The sequence below is a fragment of the Prevotella sp. E13-27 genome (assembly GCF_023217965.1).
Taxonomy (GTDB): domain Bacteria; phylum Bacteroidota; class Bacteroidia; order Bacteroidales; family Bacteroidaceae; genus Prevotella.
On sequence record NZ_JALPSC010000002.1, the window covers coordinates 78009 to 101629 of the forward strand.

The following is a 23621-nucleotide window of genomic DNA, read 5'->3' on the forward strand; positions in this document are numbered from 1 at the left end:
ATTGGGTGTTGAGGATGTCCCTTATGAGGTAAGGGTGAAATATATCATCGACGCATACAGGAAGGATCAGGTGAAATGGGGTAAGCTGGCTGATTATGCAAAACACTTAGAGGGAGAGGTGATAAGGCTGAAAGAAATCCTTATCTCTAATGGCTATACAGATAGCGGGGTTGTAGGTGATTCTAAGCCTGCTAAGGTAATCAATGATCTCAAAACGGAAATAAATCAACTGAAGTTAGAGCTGAAAGAAAAGAAGAAAAACGCCACGAATAAGAAGATAGAGAGGATGAAGAGCCTCATAGAGGAGGAATATCCGCTAAGGAAATACAAATTGAGGAAACTAAAGGTAACCATCAAAAGTATGCAGGCCTACATTGAGGAGCTTTAGGGATTACTCGACCAAAACAATATTGTCTATGGGCCAATGGATCTAGCTGGCAAAGAAGTGGTTGACAATATAGATAATTTTGATGAGACTGCGATAAGATTAATGAATGATTTGGAAAATATATAATTCATGGTACACTAAAGATACCATCAGGAACAGTGCCCAATGACACCATGCAGAAGTTCTATCTTGATTTCGTCATTAGCAATTCTGTTGCTCTTTCTGATTTTGAACCATAGCCTATTGTCCCGGAAATGGTCGATATTATAAAACCTAAAAGCGAGCCACTGATATCAGTAGCTCGTTTTGCGTTCTTGTTCTGGCAGTTCTATAATATAGTTTTGACATCCATGTATTCTTGTTCTTAATATCTTGAAAACCAAAATCGACGACTTTGGTGACCAAACTCGTCGACTTTGGTCACCAAACTCGACGAGTTTGTAAAATGGTATAGTCAGGACTATATCGCAGTTTGGACAGTCATACATTACAATTCTGTCTAAACAATGCACTGATAAGTTCCGAACAGTTCTTTGGGTATGAGAATGGTTATCGAAGACAGCAGGGACAGATACCGTCTCGCCTAACAGATGATGGGAGAGGGGAGATGGAAGATGTCTGAGGGAAGAGGTAAGAAGGAATATGTCAAGGGACAGTCCCCTAATATGTCAAGGGACAGTCCCCTGACATATCAGAATCATAAATCCTAAACTATCCTAATTCTTGGAGCAGTTTACAGATATCCTCCAAATACTTGCGGTCTATGTCATCGAACGTTCCCAAGTGTTCGCTGTCAATGTCAAGAACAGCAATCACCTTACCATCGCTGCCAAATACAGGCACGACGATTTCAGATTTCGACTCGCTGCTACAGGCTATATGACCAGGGAACTGTTCTACGTCTGGAACAATAACCGTCTCTGCTCTTTGCCAAGACGTTCCACAAACGCCTTTGCCGTATGGGATGTGCATACAAGCGACTGGACCTTGGAATGGGCCAAGCACCAACTCGTTGCCGATGACTCTATAGAATCCTGTCCACCAAAATCCGAAAGACTGATGAATAGCCGCCGCCACATTGCTCATTACGGCTATCGTTTCCTTCTCGCCATCTATGAGTGCTTCTATCTGGCTGACCAGTAGTTTATATTGCTCTTCTTTCATTCGTAATATCTAATTTTATCGGTTGCTTGGATGGCTGAGTCGTGACGAGACTCAACTTTTGTTAAATCAGCTGCAAAGGTAGCAAATATTATTCATTTTTTCTTACCTTTGCCCTTCGATTTAATAAGAATTGTGATATGGACTACCTGCCGAAAGATCCTGCTATATTGGTTTCGAGCGTAAACATGCTCCTACGTGACGAGGAGTTTGACACGCTGGAATCGCTGTGCTATAATTTTGGCACGGAGCCGAAAGATATTAAGAACTACTTGTTTGTGTACGGATTCGTGTACAGCGAGAAACAGAAACAATTCCGCCCGATAGGGTATGATGAAGTAACAAGATGATAACAAAGGATAGTATCGAAACCGCCTACAGTTTCCTGCATCAGAAGCAGAGGATTTATGTCCATTCCACGCTCGACTGGCAAAAGGATGACATCGAGATGGCCATTTCTAACTATGCCAATGATATGAGTCAGGAGCTGTATGATGCTATCAGTGGTGGTAGGGCAGACTTCCTCTGTGACCATAGGCGATTTAAGGAGGATATCACCAAGGCTGTGGAGATACTAGAAAAGATGCTAAACAGATGAATTGATATGAAAGAGATTAATTACAAGGACATGAAGTTTAATCCGTTCAACCTGATATATAAGCCGTTATATAGACATTGAATATGAACACGCTCACAACAGTTCTGGCAATCTTGGCGGCCTTGAAAAATCTGTATTGTGGGTAATCTGTAGTTTAATTTAAGAATTACTGTTTAAAAACTATGATCAGAAGAGCTGAAATTAAAGATATACCAGGTATCATAGAATTGCTGCATCAGGTTAATATGGTGCATCATGTGCTACGTCCCGATTTGTTCAAACCTTATACCACCAAGTATAACGAACAGGAACTGGAGGCCCTGATAAGCGATGACAGCAAACCTATTTTTGTTTTTGAAGATGGAGCGGTATTAGGTCATGCTTTCTGCAAGATAACTGAAGTTAAGAACGACAAATTGTTGCAGGACATTAAAACGCTGTATATAGATGACATCTGCGTGGATGAAAATGCTCGCGGCCAGCACGTCGGCAAGGCTTTGTATGAATATGTCCGCAATTACGCCCAATCAATTGGCTGTAACAACATCACCCTGAACGTATGGGATGGCAACGATGCGGCATTAAGCTTCTACAGGAACATGGGCATGAAAGTCCAGAAAACAACTATGGAAATTGTGCTGTAATATGTGTCAGGGACTGGCAACCCGCTTAAACTCTAATAAATCATAAAATCCCAAGGCATAGCGCATTGCTTTGGGATTTTTTATTTATATTTGCAAAAATAATTAATAACCCAAACAAATACAATTATGGAAATCAAAGCTGTAAAATTCCGTAAGGACGGATTCTATACCCAGCCCTTCGTATTCGGAGGCGAGGAGGGAATGGAAAAGTTTGACAAGAACATTCGCTATCGTGGCAGTCTGCAGAACTATCTGATTGATACGGGCAGCGAGGTGATTTTGGTAGATACCGGCATTCCTGCAGGGACTCCCGAGGAAGTTCCAAACGAAGATTCGCTCATCTTCACCGGCAAGGACATCTGCAGTTATATGGATGCTTTCAAGGCCCTCGGCTACAAGCCTGAGCAAGTGACGAAAATTCTGGTTACCCATCGCCATGCCGACCACACTGGCGAACTGAAGAGTTTCCCCAACGCGAAGATCTATGTGAACAAGGAAGAGACAGATGCCGCTGAATTGCAGGGATTGACGAACATCGTTCCTGTCAGCTATACCGATGGAGCCTACTACAACTTCCCTGAAAGTCAGAAGATAGCCGACGGCATCTACCTCATCAAGGCTAAGGGCCACACCAAGGGCAACAGCATCATTATTGTGGAGATGGATGGCCTGTTCTACATGATTCACGGCGACATCACTTATGTGGACGAAGCACTTCACGAGGATAAGTTGTCTGTAGTATTCGACGATCTGCCAGCAGCCCGCGAGACGCAGAATCGCATCCGCGAGTTCATCCGCAATCATCCCACCGTCTATTGTGGTACTCATACCCCGCAGGGCTATGAGAACCTGGAGGCCAGGCGCGTGATGGATCTGGATCATCCTGTACCAACCATTTTGGCCGAAGTCGATTTCTCCAAACAGAAAGCTTCAGGTAAGTATGTCTGCTCAATCTGCGGCTATGTCTATGACCCCGCAGAGCACGATGGAGTCGCCTTCGAAGACCTGCCCGATGACTGGCGCTGTCCCCGTTGCAAACAGCCGAAGGAGAAGTTTAATAAAGCGTAATAGAGGAGGGCTTCGGCTCTCCTCTCAGCACCATTGGCTTTGCCATCGGTTTCGTGTTGATGATGGTGCTCGACGTGGTAATGGGGTAAATTAAGGCGTTGCAACGGTACAAATAAGTAGGCAAAAGACCAAATAAAATAATTAATATTAAATCCCAAGGCATAATTAAATGCTTTAGGATTTTTTTTCGTATTTTCGCGGCAGATTTAAGTAGTATTCTATGGATCGCAGTCAAGAAATCATTCGTACCATTTGGATAGGTATTATTGCTAACGTGTTGTTAGCAGGCTTCAAGGCCGTTAGTACCAGGTACACAGGTCGTTATCGTAGTGGACCACAATTACAGCGAGTAGATAATTATGTATTTTAAAACTATAGACAAACTAATCTATAAAATGATGAAAAAACTAACACTAATTTCCCTTTTACTCCTGTCTGCATCATTCAGCATGACAGCTCAAGAGGCGTTTAAGTTTGGCACCAATGTCAATCCTGATGGCGTGCGTTTTGAAGTTGATAGTCGTGGCTTCATCATTGGCGGACAGCATGTGCTGCCAGTGATGGGCGAGATACACTATAGCCGCGTGCCGCAGACTGAGTGGCGCCGAGAGATTCAGAAGATGCGAGCCGGTGGCGTAACCATTGTTGCTACCTATGTGTTCTGGAACCACCATGAGACGGAGGAAGGCCAATGGAACTGGAGTGGCAATCGCAACCTGCGCCGTTTTCTTGAAATCTGTCGCGACGAGCAGATGCCTGTGGTGTTGCGCATCGGTCCGTTCTGTCACGGCGAGGTGTGGCAGGGAGGCTTCCCCGACTGGTTAGTCGCAAAGTTGGCTACTGACGGAAAAAACTATAAGCTGCGCTCTACTGCCAAAGGTTTTATGAATGCTACACGCAGCCTCTATAACAACATTTTTGCTCAGGTTAACGGTCTGTTGTGGAAACAGGGTGGAACGGTGGTTGGCGTACAGATAGAGAACGAGTGTCGCGGCCCCTGGGCTTACTACGACGCTTTGAAGAAAGCTGCTGTTGAGGCCGGTTTCGATACTCCATTCTACACGCGTACAGGATGGCCTAAGTTGAATGGCAAGGAGGTCTTTGGCGAGATGCTGCCCCTCTATGGCGACTATGCCGATGGGTTCTGGGACCGCTCCCTGAAAGATATGCCTGGCGACTATCCCAAGGCGTTCATTATGAAAGACACCCGCCTCTCAGCAGTTATTGCTACTGAGGCTCTTGGTGCTAATCAGGATACCAAGATGGAAAGTAAGGACTTGTCTTATCCCTATCTGACATGCGAGCTGGGTGGTGGCATGATGCCTGCCTATCACCGCCGTATCAACATGAGTGGCCGCGAGGTGAAGCCCTTGGCCGTATGTAAGCTTGGCTCCGGTTCCAATCTGCCAGGCTATTACATGTATCATGGTGGCACGAACCCCTACAATCCACGTCATACGATGGCTGAGACACAGGCCAGCTCTGTGACCAACTACAATGATATGCCTCACATGAGTTATGACTTTCAGACCATCCTCGGCGAAATGGGACAGCCTAACGCCGTCAGTTGGAATGAGAGCCGACTGCTCCATGAATTCCTGAAGCAGTGGGGTGGGGAACTCAGTCAGATGGATGTCGATTCCCTCTCCGACCATTATGCACGCCGTGGTGCCTTCGAGTTCCGCAACGACTATGTGCGCATACTCAATGAAGGAGGTAAGGCCATCATCACACCTCGTGACTGGCACATCGCCGACGGCGTGACCATCCAGTGGGCAACAGCCGAGCCATACTGTAAGGCCGATGACACCTACTATTTTATTGCTATCGATGGTCAGAAACCACGTTTCTCCATCAATGGCAAGACATATAATGCCAAACCCGACAAACCTTTCACTGTTGCCGGTGTTACCTTCTGTGTGCTGTCGAAGGCCAGGGCCAACAGTTCCTACAAGATTAACGACAAACTCTATTTCTCGGATGGTCTGTTGTATCAAGACGGAAACCAAATCATAGAAGAAAAATGGCAGACGTTGCCCACACAAGTTGCTTGCACCAAGAAACAAGACAGTAAGGGCCTGCGCCACGTAGCGATGGGTAGCCAGAAGGTTGCCGCAGCCCCTGTTGATAAGGATTTTGAGAATGCTGCCGTTTGGGAAATCACGGACTTGAAATCGTTGCAATCCTCTTCCGACCTCTATCTCCAGATCAACTACTGTGGCGATGTTGCCCGCGTTTATGCTGATGGCCAGCTAGTTGAGGATAACTACTGGAACGGAAAGCCTATGCTCGTCCGCGTTAGCGACCTTATTGGCAAGCGTGTGGAACTGCGCATCCTGCCTCTTGGCAAGGACTTCCCCATCTATCTTCAGCGCGAGCAGCGTGCTCTGTTAGATGCAGCTCCAAATGGGCAGCTCATTTCACTTGACAGCATCAAAGTTATAGAACGCACCACACAAGTAATACAATAACAATACAAGCATGATTAGGGGTAGGACGCATTAGAATGTCAGGGGGTGACCCTTGACATATTGGAGGAGGTTAAGGGTCGTGCTGACCTCGTGTAAGCGCTTCGCGCAATGTAAGAATGCAAAAATTATAAAATGTAAAACGGCGTAGCCAATTATTACATTCTTTAATTGATACATTTTTAATTTGAAATAACCCCTGCAAGGCAGTGTGCTTTGCAGGGGTTATTGTGATATAAGAACTTTCTTTCGGATGAGGGATTCGTTTTCTGGGAACAGAATGATGTTTAAGGGACAACAATTTCGGCTTTCTTCCCACTTTTTAATGGCTTTTTGAGGAAATAGAGATAACTTTGTTGTCAAATTACGATTTATGACAGGAAGTGCGCTATTGATTACAGCTGTTTTTTTTGCCTTTCTGGTAGCTGGTGCTATCAGTATTTTGTTGACGTATAGACAGACCAACAGGGTGGTGCAGGAAAACAGTCAGCTGGCAGACGAGGTGGAAAGTCAGAAGAAAAAACAAGAGAAACTGCAGGAACAATATAGTTTGCAGGCAAAAACGCTTCACATGCTGAGAGAGGAGAGCGAGGAGCAGCAAAAGACGCTGACCGAACTGAAGGAACGGTTGATGGGCAATGACAAGGTGACAGAACTGAAAGAGAAGACAGAATCGCTGCGTGAGAACATCAACGACATCAAAACCATGACTGATGAGGAACTTTGGACATGGATGGACCTGCAGATGACTGAAAGCCATATCTTCACCGACCCTGACCTCAACCTGAAAGGCATGGCGCAGCGGTTAGGACTGACACAGAAGAAAATCAAGCAATTGCTGAAAGACTCCCAGCGTTACGATCGTCTCTACGACTATCTTACGGAGAAGCGCGTGCTCTATTCCTGTGAACTTATCAAGCAGAATCCGCAGTACTCGATGGAAGCCATCGGCAAAGAAGCCGGCTTCGTGTCGCGCTCTACGTTCCAGACGGAGTTCAAGAAGCGTATTGGTATTACCCCCGCCCAATACCGGCAAAACAGTTTCAACGACGTGGTACGGATTAAATAAGCATCTTGCGTATTGTCCAGGCCAGTGCTGTCTGCGTGACGATAGCCAGGGCATCGGTAAATATGTAGGGTATGAAGTCGATGAGCATGATGGGGAGGATAATCATCGTTACCATGAAAGCCACCATCAGTATGCCCACCCACTGCAGACGGCCGCGATAGAAGTAGCCGATGGAGATACCTAACGGCAGGTAGGCCAGCGGCTGTGCTACGGCCACTGCCAGGTTGATGATGGATTCGGGTAATATGTAGGTTAGGTCGCCAGCCACGTTGAGCACGATCAGCAGCCACCACATCCACGTATAGGGATGTCGCAGAGGCTTCATGCCACGCATCATCGCATAGTACAGGATGATGTCGCCCAGCAGGAAGACGATGGAGCGGGGAATCACCATGCCGTTCGTCTCTATCCAGTTGCTGATGTCATACGCGGTGCTGACGGCCTGGATTGCCATCATGACAAATCCCACCTCTATCAGCCAGCGGGGCATTCCGCTCTCCACCTTATTAATAATAAGTGACCTGCGAGGCTCTTTGCTGATTTTCTGATATTCCATTATTACATGCTTTGATTAAACTGGATGCAAAGGTACAAACATATTTCCTTTTTTTGCCATTTTAAGAAAAAATCACTAATACGCAGTCTGTGAAATCCAATTTTGGGAACACAATCCCCGCTTGGGGACAACGACTTTGTGTTAAACTGAGGAGTTTTGATGCAATTATAAAGAAAAAACCTAACTTTGGGGGCATAAACATTAACAAAACTTAATGAATATGATAAACAAATCGAAATGGGTGCTTGCCGCCGTCCTGCTTTGCAGTCACTTGATGATGAGTTGTTCCAGCGACGACAATCCATCGGCACCCGATGGTGAGACCTACCAGATAGACCAGAAGGTGACGGAACGCCGCGAGTGTCACGCATTGAAAACGATTGCGAATGATGTGCTGAACTTGAAGTTCCGTCAAATCGTGTTCGAATATACCAGTGTCGGTCCCGACATGAAGACACCTGTGCGACTGACAGGCGTCATTTCAATGAATCCCGCCGTATATAATAAAGATGTGGCTCCACGTGGTCTGATGCTCTACAATGAGTTTACATGTGCCAAGCATGGTGAGCGTACTTCTCAGAACGAGATTGACGACATCGGTCTATACATGAACAAATACCAGAATCTCATTATGGTTTCTGCCGACCTCTATGGTTGGACACTCACGGAGGACAAGCCACAGGCCTACTGCTGTCCGGAGATTACCAGCGTTGAGACCATCGATGCTTGGGATGCCGCCATGCAGATTCTGAAAGACGAGGGCTATGCCATTAGCGGTCTTCCCACCTTCAATGTGGGCTATAGCAGTGGCGGTTTCTCGGCACTCGCCGTTCAGCGCTACTGCGACGAGAAACGTCCTGATATCCATTGGAACCTGACCTCGGGAGGTGCTGCTCCCTTCGACTTGCATAGCGTTTATATCAGCAACATTACCAGCCCCACCTCTGGTTATGCTTGTTCTTTCCCACTCGTGGTGGTGGCTTACAAGGAGACTTACCACATGGACTTTGACTACAAGGACGTGTTTGTAGAGCCTCTTGCCAGCAACATCCAGAATTGGATACTCTCCAAGGACTACGGCACCTGGGACATCAATAAGCTCATTGCCGGTGGTGATGAAGCAAAGGCCAAGGACTGCCCTGTCAACCTCATTCTGACGCCCGATGCGCTCAATCCTCAGTCGACCGTCGGCAAGAAACTGGCCCAGAAGCTCCGCGAGAACTCCCTTTGCGGCGAGGGACAGACCTGGCAGCCCAGCACGAAGACCAAGTACTATATTATGCACTCTGCTGGCGACAAATACATGGATTGGCATGTGGGCGAGGAGATGGCCAACTACCTGAAGGGCCACGGCTGCAACGTCGAAACCGAGTTTGGCGACTGGGGCAACCACGTGGACTACGGCCTCTTCCAGCACATCGGCAAGACCATTCTTCTGATGGAGGACTGTATGCCCGACAAAGATGCGGTCAGGGACCAGGCTATAAAGGACGCCATCGATAAGGCTAAAGAATACATCAAGGATAAGGTTTATGATATGACGGGTATCCCCCTATAATCTGCCAATAATAATAAAAATAAAACTATATGATTATGAATCCAAGAAAAGTACTTCTTTTATCCATGGCGTTTACAGCTATGGGCACGTGGGCACAGAGTGCTCTTGGTAACTTGGCTGAGGTAGACCTCAGCCAGGTGGAGATTATATCTGTCAAGGAGGTTGTATTCGGCTGCCGCGACAGTATTGTGGTGGACTCTGTTACAGGGCAAGCCGATACCATATACATTGACGAGGGCATCAAGTCAATAACCCCCGTAGAGGATGAAATAGGTCCTGCACTTTCGCGTCGCCGTGCTCCTGGTACTGACGACTATAACCAGTATGGAGGACTAAATTCTGAAGGTTTTCAAGATATGATTTCTGGTGCCGCTCTCGTTTCCTACAAATATCCGTCAATAGATGCTGACGGCAACAAGGTCATCCTATCATCGATGATGGCTTTGCCCCGAAATTTTATTAATTTAAGAAAGCCCAGCAACCTGCTTATAGCCTGTCACGAGACCATCACGAGCAACTTTGAGGCTCCGACTAACTATAACCACGAAGGCGGTAGTTTCCAGACGGGTGTCGGCATGATGCTCATGTACGCTCGCTATGATGCTATCCGCCAGCCGTGCTGTCTGGTCATTATGCCCGACTACGAGGGCTATGGCATCACTGCCGACCGTGCCCACCCCTACCTTTATCAGGAACTGACCGCACGCCAAGTCGTTGATGCCGTGCGCTATGGTCTGGCACTTTATAATAGTAATAATTTACCGCCTTTCGAAAACGACTGGCAGAGTGTGTCACTGGGCTATTCACAGGGTGGCAGCGTGGCACTTGCTGTTCATAAGTTCATCGAAGAGAACGGCCTTGCCGATCAGTTGCACTATGCAGGCTCCGTCTGTGGTGACGGTCCCTACGATCCTGTGGCCCACCTGCGTTATTATATTACGGACAATGGTGAGAACTATAATTCTGCAGATCCCACATCGACTGCCCACGATGCAGGCACGGTGACTATGCCTATCGTGATGCCGCTCATTCTGAAAGGCATGTGCGACAGCAATCCGCTGATGCGCCAGCACACGGTAGATGAATACCTGTCTCAGAAATTCCTTTCTACGGGGTCGCTGGATATGATTGCAGCCAAAAAGAATCCTAATAGAGATGACCAGTTCAGCACCGAAGACGTCACCAAACGCTATCAGTGGCAAATGAAGTATGGTTTGAATAATAGGGTTCATCTTGACGACCCTTATCATACCGGGACTGGCTCGTTTAGAGTTTACTATGATCCCACTGAGGTATGTAAGATGTTCTACAAGTCGACAAAGCCCTTCCTCTTGTTTGGTGATTACACAGTATTTGGTAAACTCGAGGAGATGCTGACCCCTGCTTGTTACGCATACTTCACAACCGAATCGAATTTTGAGGTCGACGGCAAGCGCGTAATACCTACTGAGCGTGGATTTATGCAGGATCTACACCGTGCCTTAGAGAGCAACAACCTCACTGTGGGCTGGACACCCAAGCATCGCATTGCTTTCTACCACTCATCTTACGACACGGTGGTGCCTTTTGTCAACCTGTGCTCGTTTGTCAAGAACCATCCCGAACTGAAGTATTACATTAAGAGCCCTTCTGCACGCTTAAGTGCTGCCAACGCCCATCCAACAAACTCGCAGGTATTTGATGAGACAAAGGCAGATGTCTATATCAACGACACCAATAGTACTAAGGACCATATAGATGCTGGTAAGAACTTCTTCTTGACGGGTAATTTATTTGGCACCTCGCCTGACTACGAGTTGTACAAGTGGGTGCTTAATAAGCAGTAATATAGATATAAGCGCAAATAAAGAAAACAGTTATGATTAAAAAATATATATCCCTAATCATGGTCGCTCTGCTGCCGTCACTGGCATTTGCAGAGAAAGTGCTGGGAACGTTGACACTGGCAACTCCAGACACAAAGGCTATCTGTATCTATGACACCGAAGCCAAGACTGCCACTTTGGGCAATGGCTATACCTCCTGTATCAATCACTACGAGGATGGTGAACTCGTCATTCCTGGTTCGGTGACCTATCAGGGCGAGTCCTATAAAGTTGTTATCGGACAGTTTGCTTTCCGTCTGTGCAACAAACTGACAAGAGTAACCATCGGAGAAGGTGTTGAGCACATTGGCGACTATGCCTTTGTAGGTTGCTCCTCAGTGACAGAGATCAGGCTGCCAGCCACGTTGCAAACCATCGGAGCCGGCGCCTTCTGTAACCTCACCAGTCTGACGACTATGCGTTGCATGGGAACCACCGCCCCCACATGGCAGTGGAACGATGTCTTCTCTGTGCTTGGCACCAAGGAGAGCATGCGAGAGAAATCCTTAGTGCGCAACCTCTTCGTTCCTGCAGGTTATTTGAACAACTATAAAAATAGTAAGTTTGACGGCACTTCTTCAGGCACACAGACTCGTGCCAACGAGAAAGTGGGTTGGGAGGAAGCTTTCGCCCGTATCTACGAGCTCAGCAACGAGCCCTTGGCTATCACCTCGAAAGCAGAGTTTATTGCTTTCCGTGATGCTGTGAACAACGGTACGATTAACGCTACCAGTTTTAAGTTGATGGCAGACATTGACCTGAGTGGTGAAAAATGGACTCCTATAGGATTGTATGGACATGCTTTCGATGGCATTTTTGATGGTGGAGGCCACATCATCAAAAATCTTAATGTTAATCATCCTTCAACTAATTATCAGGGATTGTTTGGCTATGCCACTAACGCTACCATCTACAATATGCATCTGCTGAATCCCAAGGTAGTTGGTCATGACTATGTAGGCTCTGTAGTAGGATATGCATATAATAGCAGCCATATTACCGACGTGCTGGTGACCAGCAATTTCCCTTCCGGGGGTGATTATACCGTTAATGCAAACAGTGGCAGTGGTGGCGGCATTGTAGGCTATGCCCAGGATGCCACCATAGAGCGCTGCATGTTCCAAGGACGGGTGACTTGTTCTGGTTGGACTGGCGGCATTGTCGGCAATGTCTATAACAATGTGACTATCTCCGATTGCTCGGCTTCTAACTTTCTCCATAGCTTCAATTCTGACGTTATTGGTGGTATCGTTGGTGGCGCTGGCGCTGTCAATGTCAATCGCTGTTTTGCGAGAAGCAGCTATCTCTGGGGAAGCGTGGCCACCGATAATCTGGGTAAAATAGTCGGAAAAACCAACAAGTCTATAGAAAGTACCATTACGAACTGCGCTTATTGGATAGCTAATGTAGATAGATCTGTATTAGGACATCAAGAAGGTGGTGGTACATTAAGCGCATCTGGCAATGAGGGGTATAATGCAGAGTCAGACATGAACCAGGCTAAGACCCAGACCGTTCTGGGTACAGACAACTGGTACTACTTCACTGAAAACTACGTAGATTATCCTGTGCCTGCCACGCTGAAGGACATGTATATTAACAACTGCGTAGACGTAGTTTCTGGCGATTTCGTTTATCGTCCGGCTGGTGATGCAAGTTACGAAATCGTGAAATATACGGGCAGTGACGCATCGGTTACCATTCCCAATACCTTCAATGAGAAACCTGTTACAGGCATCGCTTCAGAAGTCTTCATGGATAACCAGACGATGACTTCAGTAACTATTGGCAGTAACATCACGTCTATTGGTGACAGAGCTTTCTACAATTGTGACACTTTGACTAGCGTAAGTTTGCCCAATGCTGTGACTTATGTTGGTGAGGAAGCCTTCGTGGGATGCGATGAACTCACCGATTTCCATATCGGTACAGGTTTCGCGGATCATAAGGGCAACTTCCTGGCCCACTGTCCTAAACTGACTACGATTACCGTGGCAGACGGGAATGCCAATGGCTACATCAGTGTGGACAACGTGCTGATACACAATACAAATTACGGCAGTTATATTGTGGTTTGTGCTTCAGGCAAGACGGGCGACTATACAATACCTGCTGAAAGCCTCACAGAAAACTGCGTTTGGATTATGAACAACTGTTTCAGTTCTTGCAATGGACTGACCAGCATCACGTTCCCATCGGAAAAGTGGTTCAAACTGGACGCTGCCATCTTTGATGAAGCCTACAATCTTCGCTATGTGGATATAACGGCCATTAAAGGATTCATCAATAACGATAAATATATTATCAACGTGACGGTTGACCGTAGTGACCCCGACAATCCGTTCTATGGCATGAGCGACTACACCATGATTTATCTGCCTACTGGAAACACGGCAAATACTGGTGAGTTCAACGTCGTCATCGGTAGCACAGCAGACCGACTGTCGTTGACAGAGAATTGGAATTTCAATCCTCGTGTAACACCTCTTACGGTATCACATGGTGTAAACTTCAACCGAAGCCTCGAGGCTAATCTCGTTGAGAAAGTAACAGATACCGACGAGGATATTGTGATTGATAGTCTAACTGTGAAAAAGCAAGAAGGTACATTCGAATATGTCGCTACGGGATATACCAGCTATCTGCCTTACACGCTGACACTCACCAACGAAAACGCCAAGGTGTACTATCCCACCAGTAGCGAGGTCGTTACAGGCGTCACCACTATCACCTTCACCGAGGTTGTGAACAAGGAAATGGCAGCCTTTACACCTTATTATATTGTTGTTAGCGGCGAGAACGATGTGGATCTTAGCACAGATGAGAATATTACGATCGTCAGCGACACCAACGGCTCATGGACGGTGGGAGGCTATGAACTGAAGGGCACTACGACAACCATCCCCAATAGCACACTCTACGACGCAGATAAACCCACCTACATCTTGCAAAGCGACGGCAAGTGGCACAAGGTGCCTGAGAACCAGCCCAAGGCATACATTGGTCCCTTCCGTGCTTACTTCCAAGCTACTACAAATAGTGGCGCCCGCGCTCTTAACATGGTCATAGACGACGGTGAGGTGACTGACATCCAGCAGATTCGCACCATCGATGCCGACGGCACGGAGCACTACTACGACATGAACGGCAGACTGCTCAGCGGAAAACCCCAGAAGGGCACGTATATCCACAACGGTAAAAAGTACATTAACAAATAGGAGGACACAGCAATGAAGAAAAAATATGAAAAACCCGCCACGAGCGTGGTAATACTAAAGTATAAGTCCTATTTACTAACAGGCAGCCCTGTGGAAAGTCAGTTTGTTGACGATGAAGATTACAAAGATTGGGATTATGACGGCGGTCAATAAAAATTCCCATCACACTTCGAAATATAAGCGTGCTGTGTCACTATTATAAGAGAGACAAAGGGCACAAATAAAAGGGCAGTGAATCACTGCCCTTTTATTTGTGTTCAGCACCATCAGAGGTTGACCACCATCTGGTTGCCCTTATAGTTAACCACAGGAACATTCTGGGTGACGCAGGGACAGTGATGTCTCGACTAACGTAGGATGGGAGAGGGGAGATAACTTATGCTAATATGTCAAGGGAGTCCCCTGACATACTATAATCCAAGCGAGCCACTGATATCAGTAGCTCGTTTTGCGTTCTTGTTCTGGCAGTTCTATAATATAGTTTTGACATCCATGTATTCTTGTTCTTAATATCTTGAAAACCAAAATCGTCGACTTTGGTCACCAAACTCGTCGACTTTGGTCACCAAACTCGACGAGTTTGTAAAATAGTATAGTTAGGACTATATCGCAGTTTGGACTGTCATACATTACAATTCTGTCTAAACAATGCGGCGGATTAGTTCCGAACAGTTCTTTCGGTATGAAAACGATTATCGAACATAGAAGGGACAGTACATTGACACGCGATAGGTAAGCGAGTCAGGGTGCTGTCCTAGAAGACAGCAGGGACAGACCGTCTCGCCCAACGTAGGATTGGAGAGGGGAGATGTCCCCTGGCATAAGGTATCGCAAGAGTGAGCCCCTCTTATTTGCTCTTTAGCTTTAGACTGGCGGTGGGCAATGGGCTCTTGATGGTTACGTTGACGGAGCCTCCCTTTTGTGTGCTGCGAACAACGAGTAGGGCACGACCCTTCCATGTCTTTACACGAGGCGAGGTGTAGGGCTCTGTATCCTTGAGGTCGGCAGAGGCAAAGGCTAACAGCTTACCAGCTCCTTTGACAGTAGCTTCGCAGGGGATGGCGGCTTCAGGTACTGGTGTGCCTTGTTTGTCAAGAACCTCGACGGTGACAAAGGTAAGTGACTGTCCATCGGCTGTCATCACGGTACGGTCTGGGGTTAGACGCAGACGAGCTGGGGCGCCAGCGGTCTGAAGAGTGGCCTCACCCCCAGCCCCTCTCCCAAAGAGAGGGGAGCTATCAGATGCTACAGCGCGTAGAGTGCCTGGTTCGTAGTTTACAGTGAAGACGGCCTTGAACTCTGTAGAGCGGTTGACCTTCTTCGTGCCAATGAGCTGGTCGTTGAGATAGAGCTTTACCTCTGGTGCTTTGGTATTTACCTCCACTTCTATGGGTTTACCTTCCCAACCAGGCCATGTCCACGATTCCCATGTGGGCCATACGCTCCACATAGTGGTGTGAATCTCACCGTGGTAACCGTTTGGCTCCTTGACGGCCATATATAGTTGAGAGTGTAGAGTGTAGAGTGTAGAGTTTGCTTCCGCTGTTCCTCTCGCGAAAGAATTGGAAGCGGTAGCAAACTCTACACTCTCAGTTCTACACTCTACACTATTCCACAGCATCTCGCGATAATGGCTGATGGGTTTGCGCCAGCCGGTGATATCTACATCGCCACAGGGAGCACCGTGCCATTCAGGCTGTCCACCCTTAATCCACGACTCGCCCTCGCGCTCACCTTTGTAATAGTTACGACCTATGCCGCTCTCGCCCAGATAGTCGAGACCTGTCCAAACTATGTCACCCACAACGTAGGGGAAGTCGTTAGCTACAGACCAGTTGCGGAAGGCATCGCGCGGATAGCTCTCCGTCTGCCAGATGACGCGCTTGGGGTCGCGCTCGTGGTCGGTGGCGTGCTTGAAGATCATGTAGTTATAGCCAGCCACGTCGAGCACCTCAGCATGTGGATCGTAGATTTCCCAGTCACGGTCCCAGGCACAGAGGGCCTCAGTAACGGGGCGTGTAGTGTCGAGTTCGTGGATGGCCTTCTTCATCTGTCGGGCGGTATAGACCACGCGGATGTCCTTACGCTCGATGACCTCGTTGCCAATGCTCCACGAAATGACGCTGGGATGGTTGCGATCGCGCAGCACCATGGCATGGATGTCCTCGCGATAGCAGGAGTCGATGACTGTGGAGTAGTCGTAGGGATTCTTCTGTGTGCGCCAGCCATCGAAGGCCTCGTCGATGACGAGCATACCTAAAGAGTCGCAGGCGTCGAGGAAGGCGCGCGTAGTGGGATTATGTGAGGTGCGGATGAGGTTGAAGCCTGCCTCCTTCATCTGGCGCACCTTGCGGATCTCTGCATCGTCGAAGGCCATAGCACCCAGCACACCGTCGTCATGGTGAACGCAGGCACCATTGATGAGCACCTTCTTACCGTTGAGAACGAAGCCATTCTCGGCATCGAACGAGAACGTACGGATGCCGAATTTGACAGACTCACCCCCAGCCCCTCTCTGAGCAGAGAGGGGAGTAGATAGACTTACTTTAGCTGTATAAAGGTATGGCGACTCTGGCGACCAGAGCTTGGGATTGTTGATGGTGTAGGTAAAGGTGACAGCCTTGCTCTCGCCGGCTTTCAGCGATACTTCTTGCTGCTGACCTTCCACCTCAACGATGCCCTGCCGGTCATTGTTGCCTTCGTTCTGCAGAGTTACCTCAACCTGCACCTTTGCCTTGCCTGCTGACACCTCCGGCGTTGTGACGAACACGCCATTCTCGGCAATGTGCAGGGTGGGCATGGTCTCCAACCATACGTGGCGATAGATACCAGAACCTGAATACCAGCGACAGTTTGGCTGCTCAGAGTTATCGACTTTTACGACAACCTCATTTTCTCGTTTGTCCTTATAAATATAAGGCGTTACATCAACTGTGAATGGTGTGTATCCATAGTGATGCTGTCCAGCATGCTGTCCGTTTACATAGACCTCAGCCTTCTGATAGACGCCATCGAAGTGAAGCTTGACAAGTTTATCTATAATATCTTCACTCTCCAATCTAAACTGTTTCCGGTACTCGCCCTTGCCAGCCTCGAACCATCCGCCACCAGTGCCTGTAGCACCCTTACCCGAATTAGGACCTTCGAAGATGTCCCAGTCGTGAGGCAAGTCCACGGTCTGCGTCGTTACATTCTTGGACGAGCCAAGCGGCGAAGCCGAGCGATGTGTGAACTGCCAGCCGAAATCAAAGAGCTGGCGTGTTTGTGCTGATGCTGAAATCATTGCGATGAGCAGCATGGTTGTCATAAAAATCTTCTTCATGTCCTTGTAACTTATCTATTGCTTATCACAAAACATATTAAATCTGGGTGTAAAGATATGAAAAATAAACGAATATTAGCTATCTTTGAGCCCAATTATTAACAAAAGTTGACGCTACTCGGCATAATAGATGGAGCATGGGGTAGAGGAGATATATGTCAAGCCTGCCAAAGCCATGGGCCTGAAGGTGTGGAGTGGCACTCTGCTGCCCACAAGCTCATACGCCGCATGCCTCGCTATGACCACGAGGAGAATTTTTGAGATAACTATTTACGCTTAAGCGTCCTGATTTTTCCGTTGAAGTTGATGGTCAGCTTGTCTTTGTCGCTGTCATAGTTGAAGGGAACTACATAGTCCTGACCGCCACGGCCTGTTTCTTCACCTACTTCGAACTGTAGTTTGCTGGCATCTATGCATTTCATGAAGTGATCAAAATGGCAGTTGAAGGCCTGCTGTCCTTTCGTGTTCTTTACCAATGCTATTTCATAAGTACCAGTAACGCCGGCACCAACTAGTTCTTCGCTTAGATAATAAGTATAGACACGTGTAATAGAATTCTGGGTTATCTGCCACTGCTCCTTTACATTGACACCATCGTCATAGTCATACTCCCAAGTGCCCAGTACCTTATTGATATATACGTCATGCTTGGTTATAGTGATGGCCTCTGTATCGTTAGTAAAGGTTATCGAGTTATCAGTAGTGGTCACTCTGTACTGTACAGTATATGGCTGTACGTTGCCATGACTGGTCCACTTCTCCTCGTTCCAGTTCCAGAACTCAAACTTCTTGTAGTTGAGCGTCAGCTGATTGTTCTCAAAAGTATAAGTGCCTGTTGTGCGAGTGAACTGTTCAGCGGGATTTTCTTTTTCATAAATGGTAACGGAAGAGGTAGAGGACTCAAAGGTCATATCGCTCTTGAACTCGTAGCTGTTGGTGACAACAGCGTAGTACTTGCCTTGTGTCTGATTTTCGCCACCAGGAATAACTGTGCTTTTCGACCATTTGCCGAGTAAAATGTTTGTTGGAGGCGTTGGTGTAGGCGTAGGATTGTTGGAATTGTCATCGTCATCATCACCACACGCCACAAAGGCCAAAGAGCCGAATACTAAGCCTATCAGAAGGCTCCAGAATTTTAGGTTTTTCATTGATTTCATAATAATAGTTTTATTGTTAATATTGTTCATGCATTTGCAAATGAAATATTTCGCAAAGTTAGTAGTTCTTATCGAAGTGTCGTTTACATATTCATAAAAAAAGCATTCAGATTCACAACTATCGCCAATTTTTCAAAAAAATAATAACGCATGAGGAGATTTTTTGATGCAAAAAATGAGTGTGCAAAATATGAAAAAATTTGACAAAAGTGTGCGCAGGAAATGGCATTAGCAGGTTTGTGTATATGTTTATTTTGATTCTCGTTGAATGATTATTCTTTTTGAATTTCATGGTAAAAGTAAGATTTTTTTTGGGAATATTCAAAAATAATTCGTACTTTTGCGCCAACAAAAGAGCATACTTATGAAAAACTTTATTGTCAGAACTATTACTGCCGTATTCTTTGTTGCGGCTATCGTGACATGTTTCCTTGATCCGAAGGCAATGGTGCTGTTGTTCGCCCTTGTCACGGGAATGACCATCTGGGAGTTTTCGGGACTCGTCAATGAAACCCGCAAGGCAGTGACCATTAACCGTTTCATCACCACCGTGGCAGGCGTGTTCCTCTTCTTCGCCATGGCAGGCTATAACAGTGGACTGGCACCTTCGTCAGTTTTCATCCCTTATCTTGTAAGCATTATCTACCTCATGGTGGCAGAGCTTTATCTCAAGGCTGAAGACCCTATACATGACTGGGCTTATACCATGATGTCGCAGCTTTACATAGCGTTGCCATTCTCATTGCTCAACGTATTGGCGTTTCGCAGCGACGGCACAGGCATCTGCTATACCTATCTCACACCGCTTTGTGTGTTTGTTTTCCTGTGGATCAACGATGCCGGCGCGTATATCTGCGGCTCGCTGCTTGGTCGTCACAAGCTGTTTCCACGCATCTCTCCAGGAAAGAGCTGGGAGGGCAGCATAGGCGGAGCCATCTTGGTCATGGCGGCGGCAGTGCTCCTGTGGCACATCACTGAGCAACATGGTGTCAACGAGCTGGGCCTTTCGGCAGTGGAGTGGGCTGGCCTGGGCCTCGTCATCGTTGTCTTCGGCACATGGGGCGACCTTATTGAGAGCCTCTTTAAGCGTACTATAGGTATTAAGGATTCTGGTAATATTCTCCCTGGTCACGGTGGAATGCTCGACCGATTCGACTCTACGTTGATGGCTGTTCCTGCTGCAGTGGTCTATCTATACACTCTTCAGCTGTTCTGAATCGTTCTGTTGGCTTTGTTCTTGACGCTGTCAAGATAGTCTTTTGGCCCCATGCCTGTAAGTGACTTGAAATTACGGTAGAACGATGTGCTACTGCTGAATCCCGACTTCATGGCGACCTCGGCAAGAGTCATTTCAGGATTGCGCTCAATGAGGTTCTTGGCATAGTCTATGCGCATGCCGTTTACATATTCAGTGAACGATATGCCCTTGCCGCGATTAATAGCCCGGTAGATATAGTTGCGATTAGTGTTCAGCTGCTTCACAAGGTCAACAATCTTCAGGTTCGGACTCAGGTAGAGCCGTTCCTGTACCATCAGCTGTTCTATTCTCGTCCTTAGCTCTGAGATGTTTGTTGACTCGTCAACAACTTCATCGGCCATCTGCTCGTCACTCTCTATGTCTCGCATTGAGAAACGCTGTCGGTAGCCAGCATAGCCCAGTGTGAACAGAAGCATTGAGAACAGCATTGACGGAATGCTTATGAGCCAGCTCGTCTCGTTGAAGTATGCTCGTCCAATGATGTTTGCTACAAATGACAGCAGCGATATGGCTACGAACATTATTAGCATGTGGTGAAGCATGCCGAGCGACTTATCTTCAAGGTCGGCATAGGTTGCGCGTAGCAGGGCCTCATAGCGGTTTATGCGTCGTAGGCCGTTAACAAGTATAGGTACCAGGATAAGTGCAAACAATACCTTGCATGTGTCGTGAATAAACACCTGAAACCCTACAAGTGGGGTGGTGCTCGTGCGCACATTGTTGTAAAGGTAGCCGTTAATGAACATAGCACTCTCTTCTTTTGTCATCATGGAGTATAGCACTCCTACTGACAGTCCTGCTACGATGGCTGGCACAATGAACAGCCAGTATGTGCGTAGGTTCTCCTTTCGTGTTGTCAGTTCACATATATATATGTAATATAGGGGATATACCGACAGGTTGGCTGCGCAGTAGAGCGTGTCGGAGACTGGTATAAGCTCTGTGTTATGATTAAAGAACACACAATGGCCGAAATAAAGTACTGATGCTGATAGCATGAAAATTAGAAGGCAGGTCCGCTGGCGGCTTCTACCTTCGGTCAACATGTCGAGTGTGAGCATCACGCTCCAGAACAGACACACGAACATGGGCATTGCTGTGAATATCATTGCTGTCACGTCTGCAAAATTAGTAATTTTGAATTGATTTCATCGTGTTTTACCCTAAAAATGCGATTTTGTAATTAATTTTTGTGAATATGAACGTGTGGATTGTGATTTTGCAATACTATTCTCTTGGTTTGTTAATGGATAATCAAAGAAATTTCCCGAAATTTGCAATGTTCATTAGAAATTTAAATGTGTGAGAAAGAAATAGATTATTTTAAAAACTAAAACCTTACAAAAATTATGAAGAAACTCAATCTTTTATTCTTTGGTCTTGCCATGGTATTTGGCATGACTTTCGTCTCTTGCAGCGATGATGACAACAAGGGAGAAAACAAACCACAAGAGCAGCCTACCCCGACTCCTAATCCTCCTGGTGATCCCGATAATATGGTGTTTGCCAAGATTTCAGGTGTCGTTACCTTTTCTGATCCTAGTTCATATATGAGACCATCTCCTTTGGCAAATGTGAAAGTCACTTCTGGTTCTAATATTGCTACTACCGATGGCAACGGCTTCTATAAGCTCGATGAGGTAAAGGTGGAAAATGGGTATGCCGTAGTGAAGTTCGAGGCAGAAAACTGTCTGAGCATCGTACGTTCTATACCAGTTGAAGGCAATTCTCGTCTCAACGTTGTGATGAAAGCAGTTGATAAGGAAACAACGTTCACTGCTACTGGTGGAACAACAATTACTATGCAGACTGACTACTGGGGCAGTAATAATATGGTTGTTGAAGTTCCTGGCGGCTTCGTAACTGAAAGCAAAACCCCATACACAGGTACGGTTAATGCGAAAGCTGCATATCTGAATCCTGATGATGGGGATTTCTCAGAGCAGATGCCTGGCGACCTTGCAACAAATCAAGGCGAGCAGTTGGTTAGCTATGGTATGGTAGGTGTTGAGTTCACTGGCACTAATGGCGAGAAGCTGCAGATGGCTGAAGGCAACGAGGCAACACTTCGTTTCCCTGTACCTAATAGATTTGCTACAGATACAGAGAATCCACTTCCTGAAAAGATTGATCTCTGGAGCTTCAACGAAGAGACTGGCCTTTGGGAGAAAGAGGGTGAAGCTGAATTCCAAGGCAATGAGTATGTTGGTAAGGTGAAGCACTTCTCATGGCACAACCTCGATGCTCCAAGCCTTAAGGCTACACTGAATATAACTGTTAAGGATACAAATGACAAGCCAATTGCTAATGTGCCTGTCGATATCGATGGTCAGCGTACATTCTATACAGATAAAGACGGCAAAATCAAGTGCGAGGTTCCAAGCGATGTGAAGTTCTATGTGAGAGTGGCATCTGAGGCTTACGGTAACTATGCTGGATATGATACTTCTAAGGAAAAGAAGGTTACTGTTAATAAGCTTAATGGAGGAGATACTAAGAGCATCGAATTCAAACTGCCTGCTGCTCCAGCAATCTCTGGCGTTGTAACAAATTCTGGTTCTGGCTCAAATGTGTGCATGGTCTATATAGTTTATAATGGATATGAGCTAACAGATAAGGTAATGACCGACCTCAATGGCGCATACCGCATCTTCGGACCTGTAGGCTATAATGGTCCAGCTACTATCTATGCACGCTTCTCTAACGGTGACATTGTTTCCAAAGAATTCACTCTTGATGGCAATGACCAGCGTATAGACCTTCAGGCAAACACAACAAGCGGTTCAGGTACAGGTAGGTTCAACGTAAAGAACAGTAAACTTGGACTGAACATGAATTATCCTCTCCCTGGTCCAAAGGCTGGTGGTCTGTGGACTGCTGATGTTTCAGGTGGTATGTTTAGTGTTTCTGGCGATATACATGGTGATGGCGATAATGACGGAAGAGTGAGCATGCATTTCGGAATTCAGGGCTATGATGCCAGCCAGACTACGTTCAACAGCGCTTACTTCAACTATATGGAAGAAAAAGGACCTCACTTCGGCCTTAATATCAGTTATCAGAAAGCAGAGGTTACACGTGATGGCGATGTCTATCATATAAAGATGACTGACGTTGATGGTACTTATTATGATCAGATGAATGGTTTTGAAAGTGTTGACGTTAAGGCAACCGTTGAGTTTGATGCTAAGGCTGCTAACTAATAAAGGAAAATTGGATGATATTTATAGATTTGCCTCGCAGCAATTCCTTCATGGAGGAAAAGCTGCGAGGCTTTTTTATGTGCGATGT

At 46.7% G+C, this 23621-nt stretch carries 19 protein-coding genes and 1 pseudogene; 15 read left to right on the forward strand and 5 right to left on the reverse strand.

From position 1 onward, the window contains the following. The first annotated feature begins 1 nt into the window (after nucleotide 1). Complete coding sequence (locus M1L52_RS09220; RefSeq protein WP_248614682.1) at nucleotides 2-388, forward strand: hypothetical protein; 387 nt, start codon at nucleotides 2-4, stop codon at nucleotides 386-388. A 711-nt stretch (nucleotides 389-1099) separates the two neighbouring features. Here M1L52_RS09220 and M1L52_RS09225 read toward each other — a convergent pair. Beyond that, nucleotides 1100-1552, reverse strand: a complete 453-nt coding sequence (locus M1L52_RS09225) for a GAF domain-containing protein (RefSeq protein ID WP_248614683.1) — start codon at nucleotides 1550-1552, stop codon at nucleotides 1100-1102. Between the two features lie 137 nt (nucleotides 1553-1689). On the opposite strand from M1L52_RS09225, the gene M1L52_RS09230 reads away from it, so the two are divergent. The 7 genes and pseudogenes from M1L52_RS09230 (at nucleotide 1690) to M1L52_RS09265 (ending at nucleotide 7396) form a co-directional block, all read left to right on the forward strand. Continuing rightward, nucleotides 1690-1899, forward strand: a complete 210-nt coding sequence (locus M1L52_RS09230) for a DUF4250 domain-containing protein (protein ID WP_248614684.1) — start codon at nucleotides 1690-1692, stop codon at nucleotides 1897-1899. Beyond that, nucleotides 1896-2147, forward strand: coding sequence for a hypothetical protein (locus M1L52_RS09235; RefSeq protein WP_248614685.1), 252 nt, complete (start codon nucleotides 1896-1898; stop codon nucleotides 2145-2147). Before M1L52_RS09230 ends, M1L52_RS09235 begins: the two co-directional genes overlap by 4 nt. 182 nt (nucleotides 2148-2329) lie before the next feature. Further along, nucleotides 2330-2791 (forward strand): GNAT family N-acetyltransferase, encoded by a 462-nt coding sequence (locus M1L52_RS09240; protein WP_248614686.1) that lies wholly within the window; start codon nucleotides 2330-2332, stop codon nucleotides 2789-2791. A gap of 126 nt (nucleotides 2792-2917) precedes the next feature. Further along, a complete protein-coding gene (locus M1L52_RS16550; protein ID WP_410896781.1) occupies nucleotides 2918-3859 on the forward strand; it encodes an MBL fold metallo-hydrolase in 942 nt (313 codons plus the stop codon). 5 nt (nucleotides 3860-3864) lie between these two features. After that, nucleotides 3865-3948, forward strand: a pseudogene (locus tag M1L52_RS09255) (ZIP family metal transporter); the annotation flags it as partial. Between the two features lie 306 nt (nucleotides 3949-4254). Next, on the forward strand, nucleotides 4255-6330 hold the full coding sequence (locus M1L52_RS09260; RefSeq protein ID WP_248614687.1) for a beta-galactosidase: 2076 nt from the start codon (nucleotides 4255-4257) through the stop codon (nucleotides 6328-6330). A 439-nt stretch (nucleotides 6331-6769) separates the two neighbouring features. Then, a complete protein-coding gene (locus tag M1L52_RS09265; RefSeq protein ID WP_248614688.1) occupies nucleotides 6770-7396 on the forward strand; it encodes a helix-turn-helix domain-containing protein in 627 nt (208 codons plus the stop codon). Here the strand turns inward: M1L52_RS09265 and M1L52_RS09270 are convergent. Next, nucleotides 7389-7952, reverse strand: a complete 564-nt coding sequence (locus tag M1L52_RS09270) for a hypothetical protein (protein WP_248614689.1) — start codon at nucleotides 7950-7952, stop codon at nucleotides 7389-7391. The two genes, M1L52_RS09265 and M1L52_RS09270, sit on opposite strands and share 8 nt — an antisense overlap. Before the next feature lie 220 nt (nucleotides 7953-8172). Here M1L52_RS09270 and M1L52_RS09275 point away from each other — a divergent pair, with 220 nt between their 5' ends. Genes M1L52_RS09275 through M1L52_RS09290 form a run of 4 tightly spaced genes read left to right on the forward strand, consistent with a single transcriptional unit; the run spans nucleotide 8173 to nucleotide 14746 of the window. Further along, nucleotides 8173-9510, forward strand: a complete 1338-nt coding sequence (locus M1L52_RS09275; RefSeq protein ID WP_248614690.1) for a hypothetical protein — start codon at nucleotides 8173-8175, stop codon at nucleotides 9508-9510. A gap of 35 nt (nucleotides 9511-9545) precedes the next feature. After that, nucleotides 9546-11336 (forward strand): hypothetical protein, encoded by a 1791-nt coding sequence (locus tag M1L52_RS09280; RefSeq protein WP_248614691.1) that lies wholly within the window; start codon nucleotides 9546-9548, stop codon nucleotides 11334-11336. 32 nt (nucleotides 11337-11368) lie between these two features. Further along, nucleotides 11369-14593, forward strand: a complete 3225-nt coding sequence (locus tag M1L52_RS09285; protein ID WP_248614692.1) for a leucine-rich repeat domain-containing protein — start codon at nucleotides 11369-11371, stop codon at nucleotides 14591-14593. Between the two features lie 12 nt (nucleotides 14594-14605). Next, nucleotides 14606-14746 (forward strand): hypothetical protein, encoded by a 141-nt coding sequence (locus M1L52_RS09290; RefSeq protein ID WP_248614693.1) that lies wholly within the window; start codon nucleotides 14606-14608, stop codon nucleotides 14744-14746. A gap of 694 nt (nucleotides 14747-15440) precedes the next feature. Here the strand turns inward: M1L52_RS09290 and M1L52_RS09295 are convergent. Next, nucleotides 15441-17915, reverse strand: a complete 2475-nt coding sequence (locus M1L52_RS09295) for a glycoside hydrolase family 2 TIM barrel-domain containing protein (RefSeq protein WP_248614694.1) — start codon at nucleotides 17913-17915, stop codon at nucleotides 15441-15443. A gap of 130 nt (nucleotides 17916-18045) precedes the next feature. On the opposite strand from M1L52_RS09295, the gene M1L52_RS09300 reads away from it, so the two are divergent. Beyond that, nucleotides 18046-18195: a hypothetical protein gene (locus M1L52_RS09300; protein ID WP_248614695.1), complete on the forward strand. Its 150-nt coding sequence runs from the start codon at nucleotides 18046-18048 to the stop codon at nucleotides 18193-18195. Here M1L52_RS09300 and M1L52_RS09305 read toward each other — a convergent pair. Further along, nucleotides 18182-19072: a hypothetical protein gene (locus tag M1L52_RS09305; protein ID WP_248614696.1), complete on the reverse strand. Its 891-nt coding sequence runs from the start codon at nucleotides 19070-19072 to the stop codon at nucleotides 18182-18184. The genes M1L52_RS09300 and M1L52_RS09305 overlap by 14 nt on opposite strands. A gap of 364 nt (nucleotides 19073-19436) precedes the next feature. On the opposite strand from M1L52_RS09305, the gene M1L52_RS09310 reads away from it, so the two are divergent. After that, nucleotides 19437-20288 carry a phosphatidate cytidylyltransferase gene (locus M1L52_RS09310; protein WP_248614697.1) on the forward strand — a complete coding sequence of 284 codons (852 nt, stop codon included), beginning with the start codon at nucleotides 19437-19439 and terminating at the stop codon, nucleotides 20286-20288. Here the strand turns inward: M1L52_RS09310 and M1L52_RS09315 are convergent. Continuing rightward, nucleotides 20276-21439, reverse strand: coding sequence for a helix-turn-helix domain-containing protein (locus M1L52_RS09315; protein WP_248614698.1), 1164 nt, complete (start codon nucleotides 21437-21439; stop codon nucleotides 20276-20278). The genes M1L52_RS09310 and M1L52_RS09315 overlap by 13 nt on opposite strands. A 240-nt stretch (nucleotides 21440-21679) precedes the next feature. Between M1L52_RS09315 and M1L52_RS09320 the strand changes: the two genes are divergently transcribed. Further along, on the forward strand, nucleotides 21680-23533 hold the full coding sequence (locus tag M1L52_RS09320; protein ID WP_248614699.1) for a carboxypeptidase-like regulatory domain-containing protein: 1854 nt from the start codon (nucleotides 21680-21682) through the stop codon (nucleotides 23531-23533). Nucleotides 23534-23621 lie beyond the last annotated feature (88 nt).

Excerpts from the sequence above, each read along its gene's own strand:
- M1L52_RS09225 (WP_248614683.1), bottom strand. The coding sequence starts at position 1,552 with ATGAAAGAAGAGCAATATAAACTACTGGTCAGCCAGATAGAAGCACTC.
- M1L52_RS09230 (WP_248614684.1), top strand. The coding sequence starts at position 1,690 with ATGGACTACCTGCCGAAAGATCCTGCTATATTGGTTTCGAGCGTAAAC.
- M1L52_RS09235 (WP_248614685.1), top strand. The coding sequence starts at position 1,896 with ATGATAACAAAGGATAGTATCGAAACCGCCTACAGTTTCCTGCATCAG.
- M1L52_RS09240 (WP_248614686.1), top strand. The coding sequence starts at position 2,330 with ATGATCAGAAGAGCTGAAATTAAAGATATACCAGGTATCATAGAATTG.
- M1L52_RS16550 (WP_410896781.1), top strand. The coding sequence starts at position 2,918 with ATGGAAATCAAAGCTGTAAAATTCCGTAAGGACGGATTCTATACCCAG.
- M1L52_RS09260 (WP_248614687.1), top strand. The coding sequence starts at position 4,255 with ATGATGAAAAAACTAACACTAATTTCCCTTTTACTCCTGTCTGCATCA.
- M1L52_RS09270 (WP_248614689.1), bottom strand. The coding sequence starts at position 7,952 with ATGGAATATCAGAAAATCAGCAAAGAGCCTCGCAGGTCACTTATTATT.
- M1L52_RS09275 (WP_248614690.1), top strand. The coding sequence starts at position 8,173 with ATGATAAACAAATCGAAATGGGTGCTTGCCGCCGTCCTGCTTTGCAGT.
- M1L52_RS09280 (WP_248614691.1), top strand. The coding sequence starts at position 9,546 with ATGAATCCAAGAAAAGTACTTCTTTTATCCATGGCGTTTACAGCTATG.
- M1L52_RS09285 (WP_248614692.1), top strand. The coding sequence starts at position 11,369 with ATGATTAAAAAATATATATCCCTAATCATGGTCGCTCTGCTGCCGTCA.
- M1L52_RS09290 (WP_248614693.1), top strand. The coding sequence starts at position 14,606 with ATGAAGAAAAAATATGAAAAACCCGCCACGAGCGTGGTAATACTAAAG.
- M1L52_RS09295 (WP_248614694.1), bottom strand. The coding sequence starts at position 17,915 with ATGAAGAAGATTTTTATGACAACCATGCTGCTCATCGCAATGATTTCA.
- M1L52_RS09300 (WP_248614695.1), top strand. The coding sequence starts at position 18,046 with ATGGAGCATGGGGTAGAGGAGATATATGTCAAGCCTGCCAAAGCCATG.
- M1L52_RS09305 (WP_248614696.1), bottom strand. The coding sequence starts at position 19,072 with ATGAAATCAATGAAAAACCTAAAATTCTGGAGCCTTCTGATAGGCTTA.
- M1L52_RS09310 (WP_248614697.1), top strand. The coding sequence starts at position 19,437 with ATGAAAAACTTTATTGTCAGAACTATTACTGCCGTATTCTTTGTTGCG.
- M1L52_RS09315 (WP_248614698.1), bottom strand. The coding sequence starts at position 21,439 with ATGATATTCACAGCAATGCCCATGTTCGTGTGTCTGTTCTGGAGCGTG.
- M1L52_RS09320 (WP_248614699.1), top strand. The coding sequence starts at position 21,680 with ATGAAGAAACTCAATCTTTTATTCTTTGGTCTTGCCATGGTATTTGGC.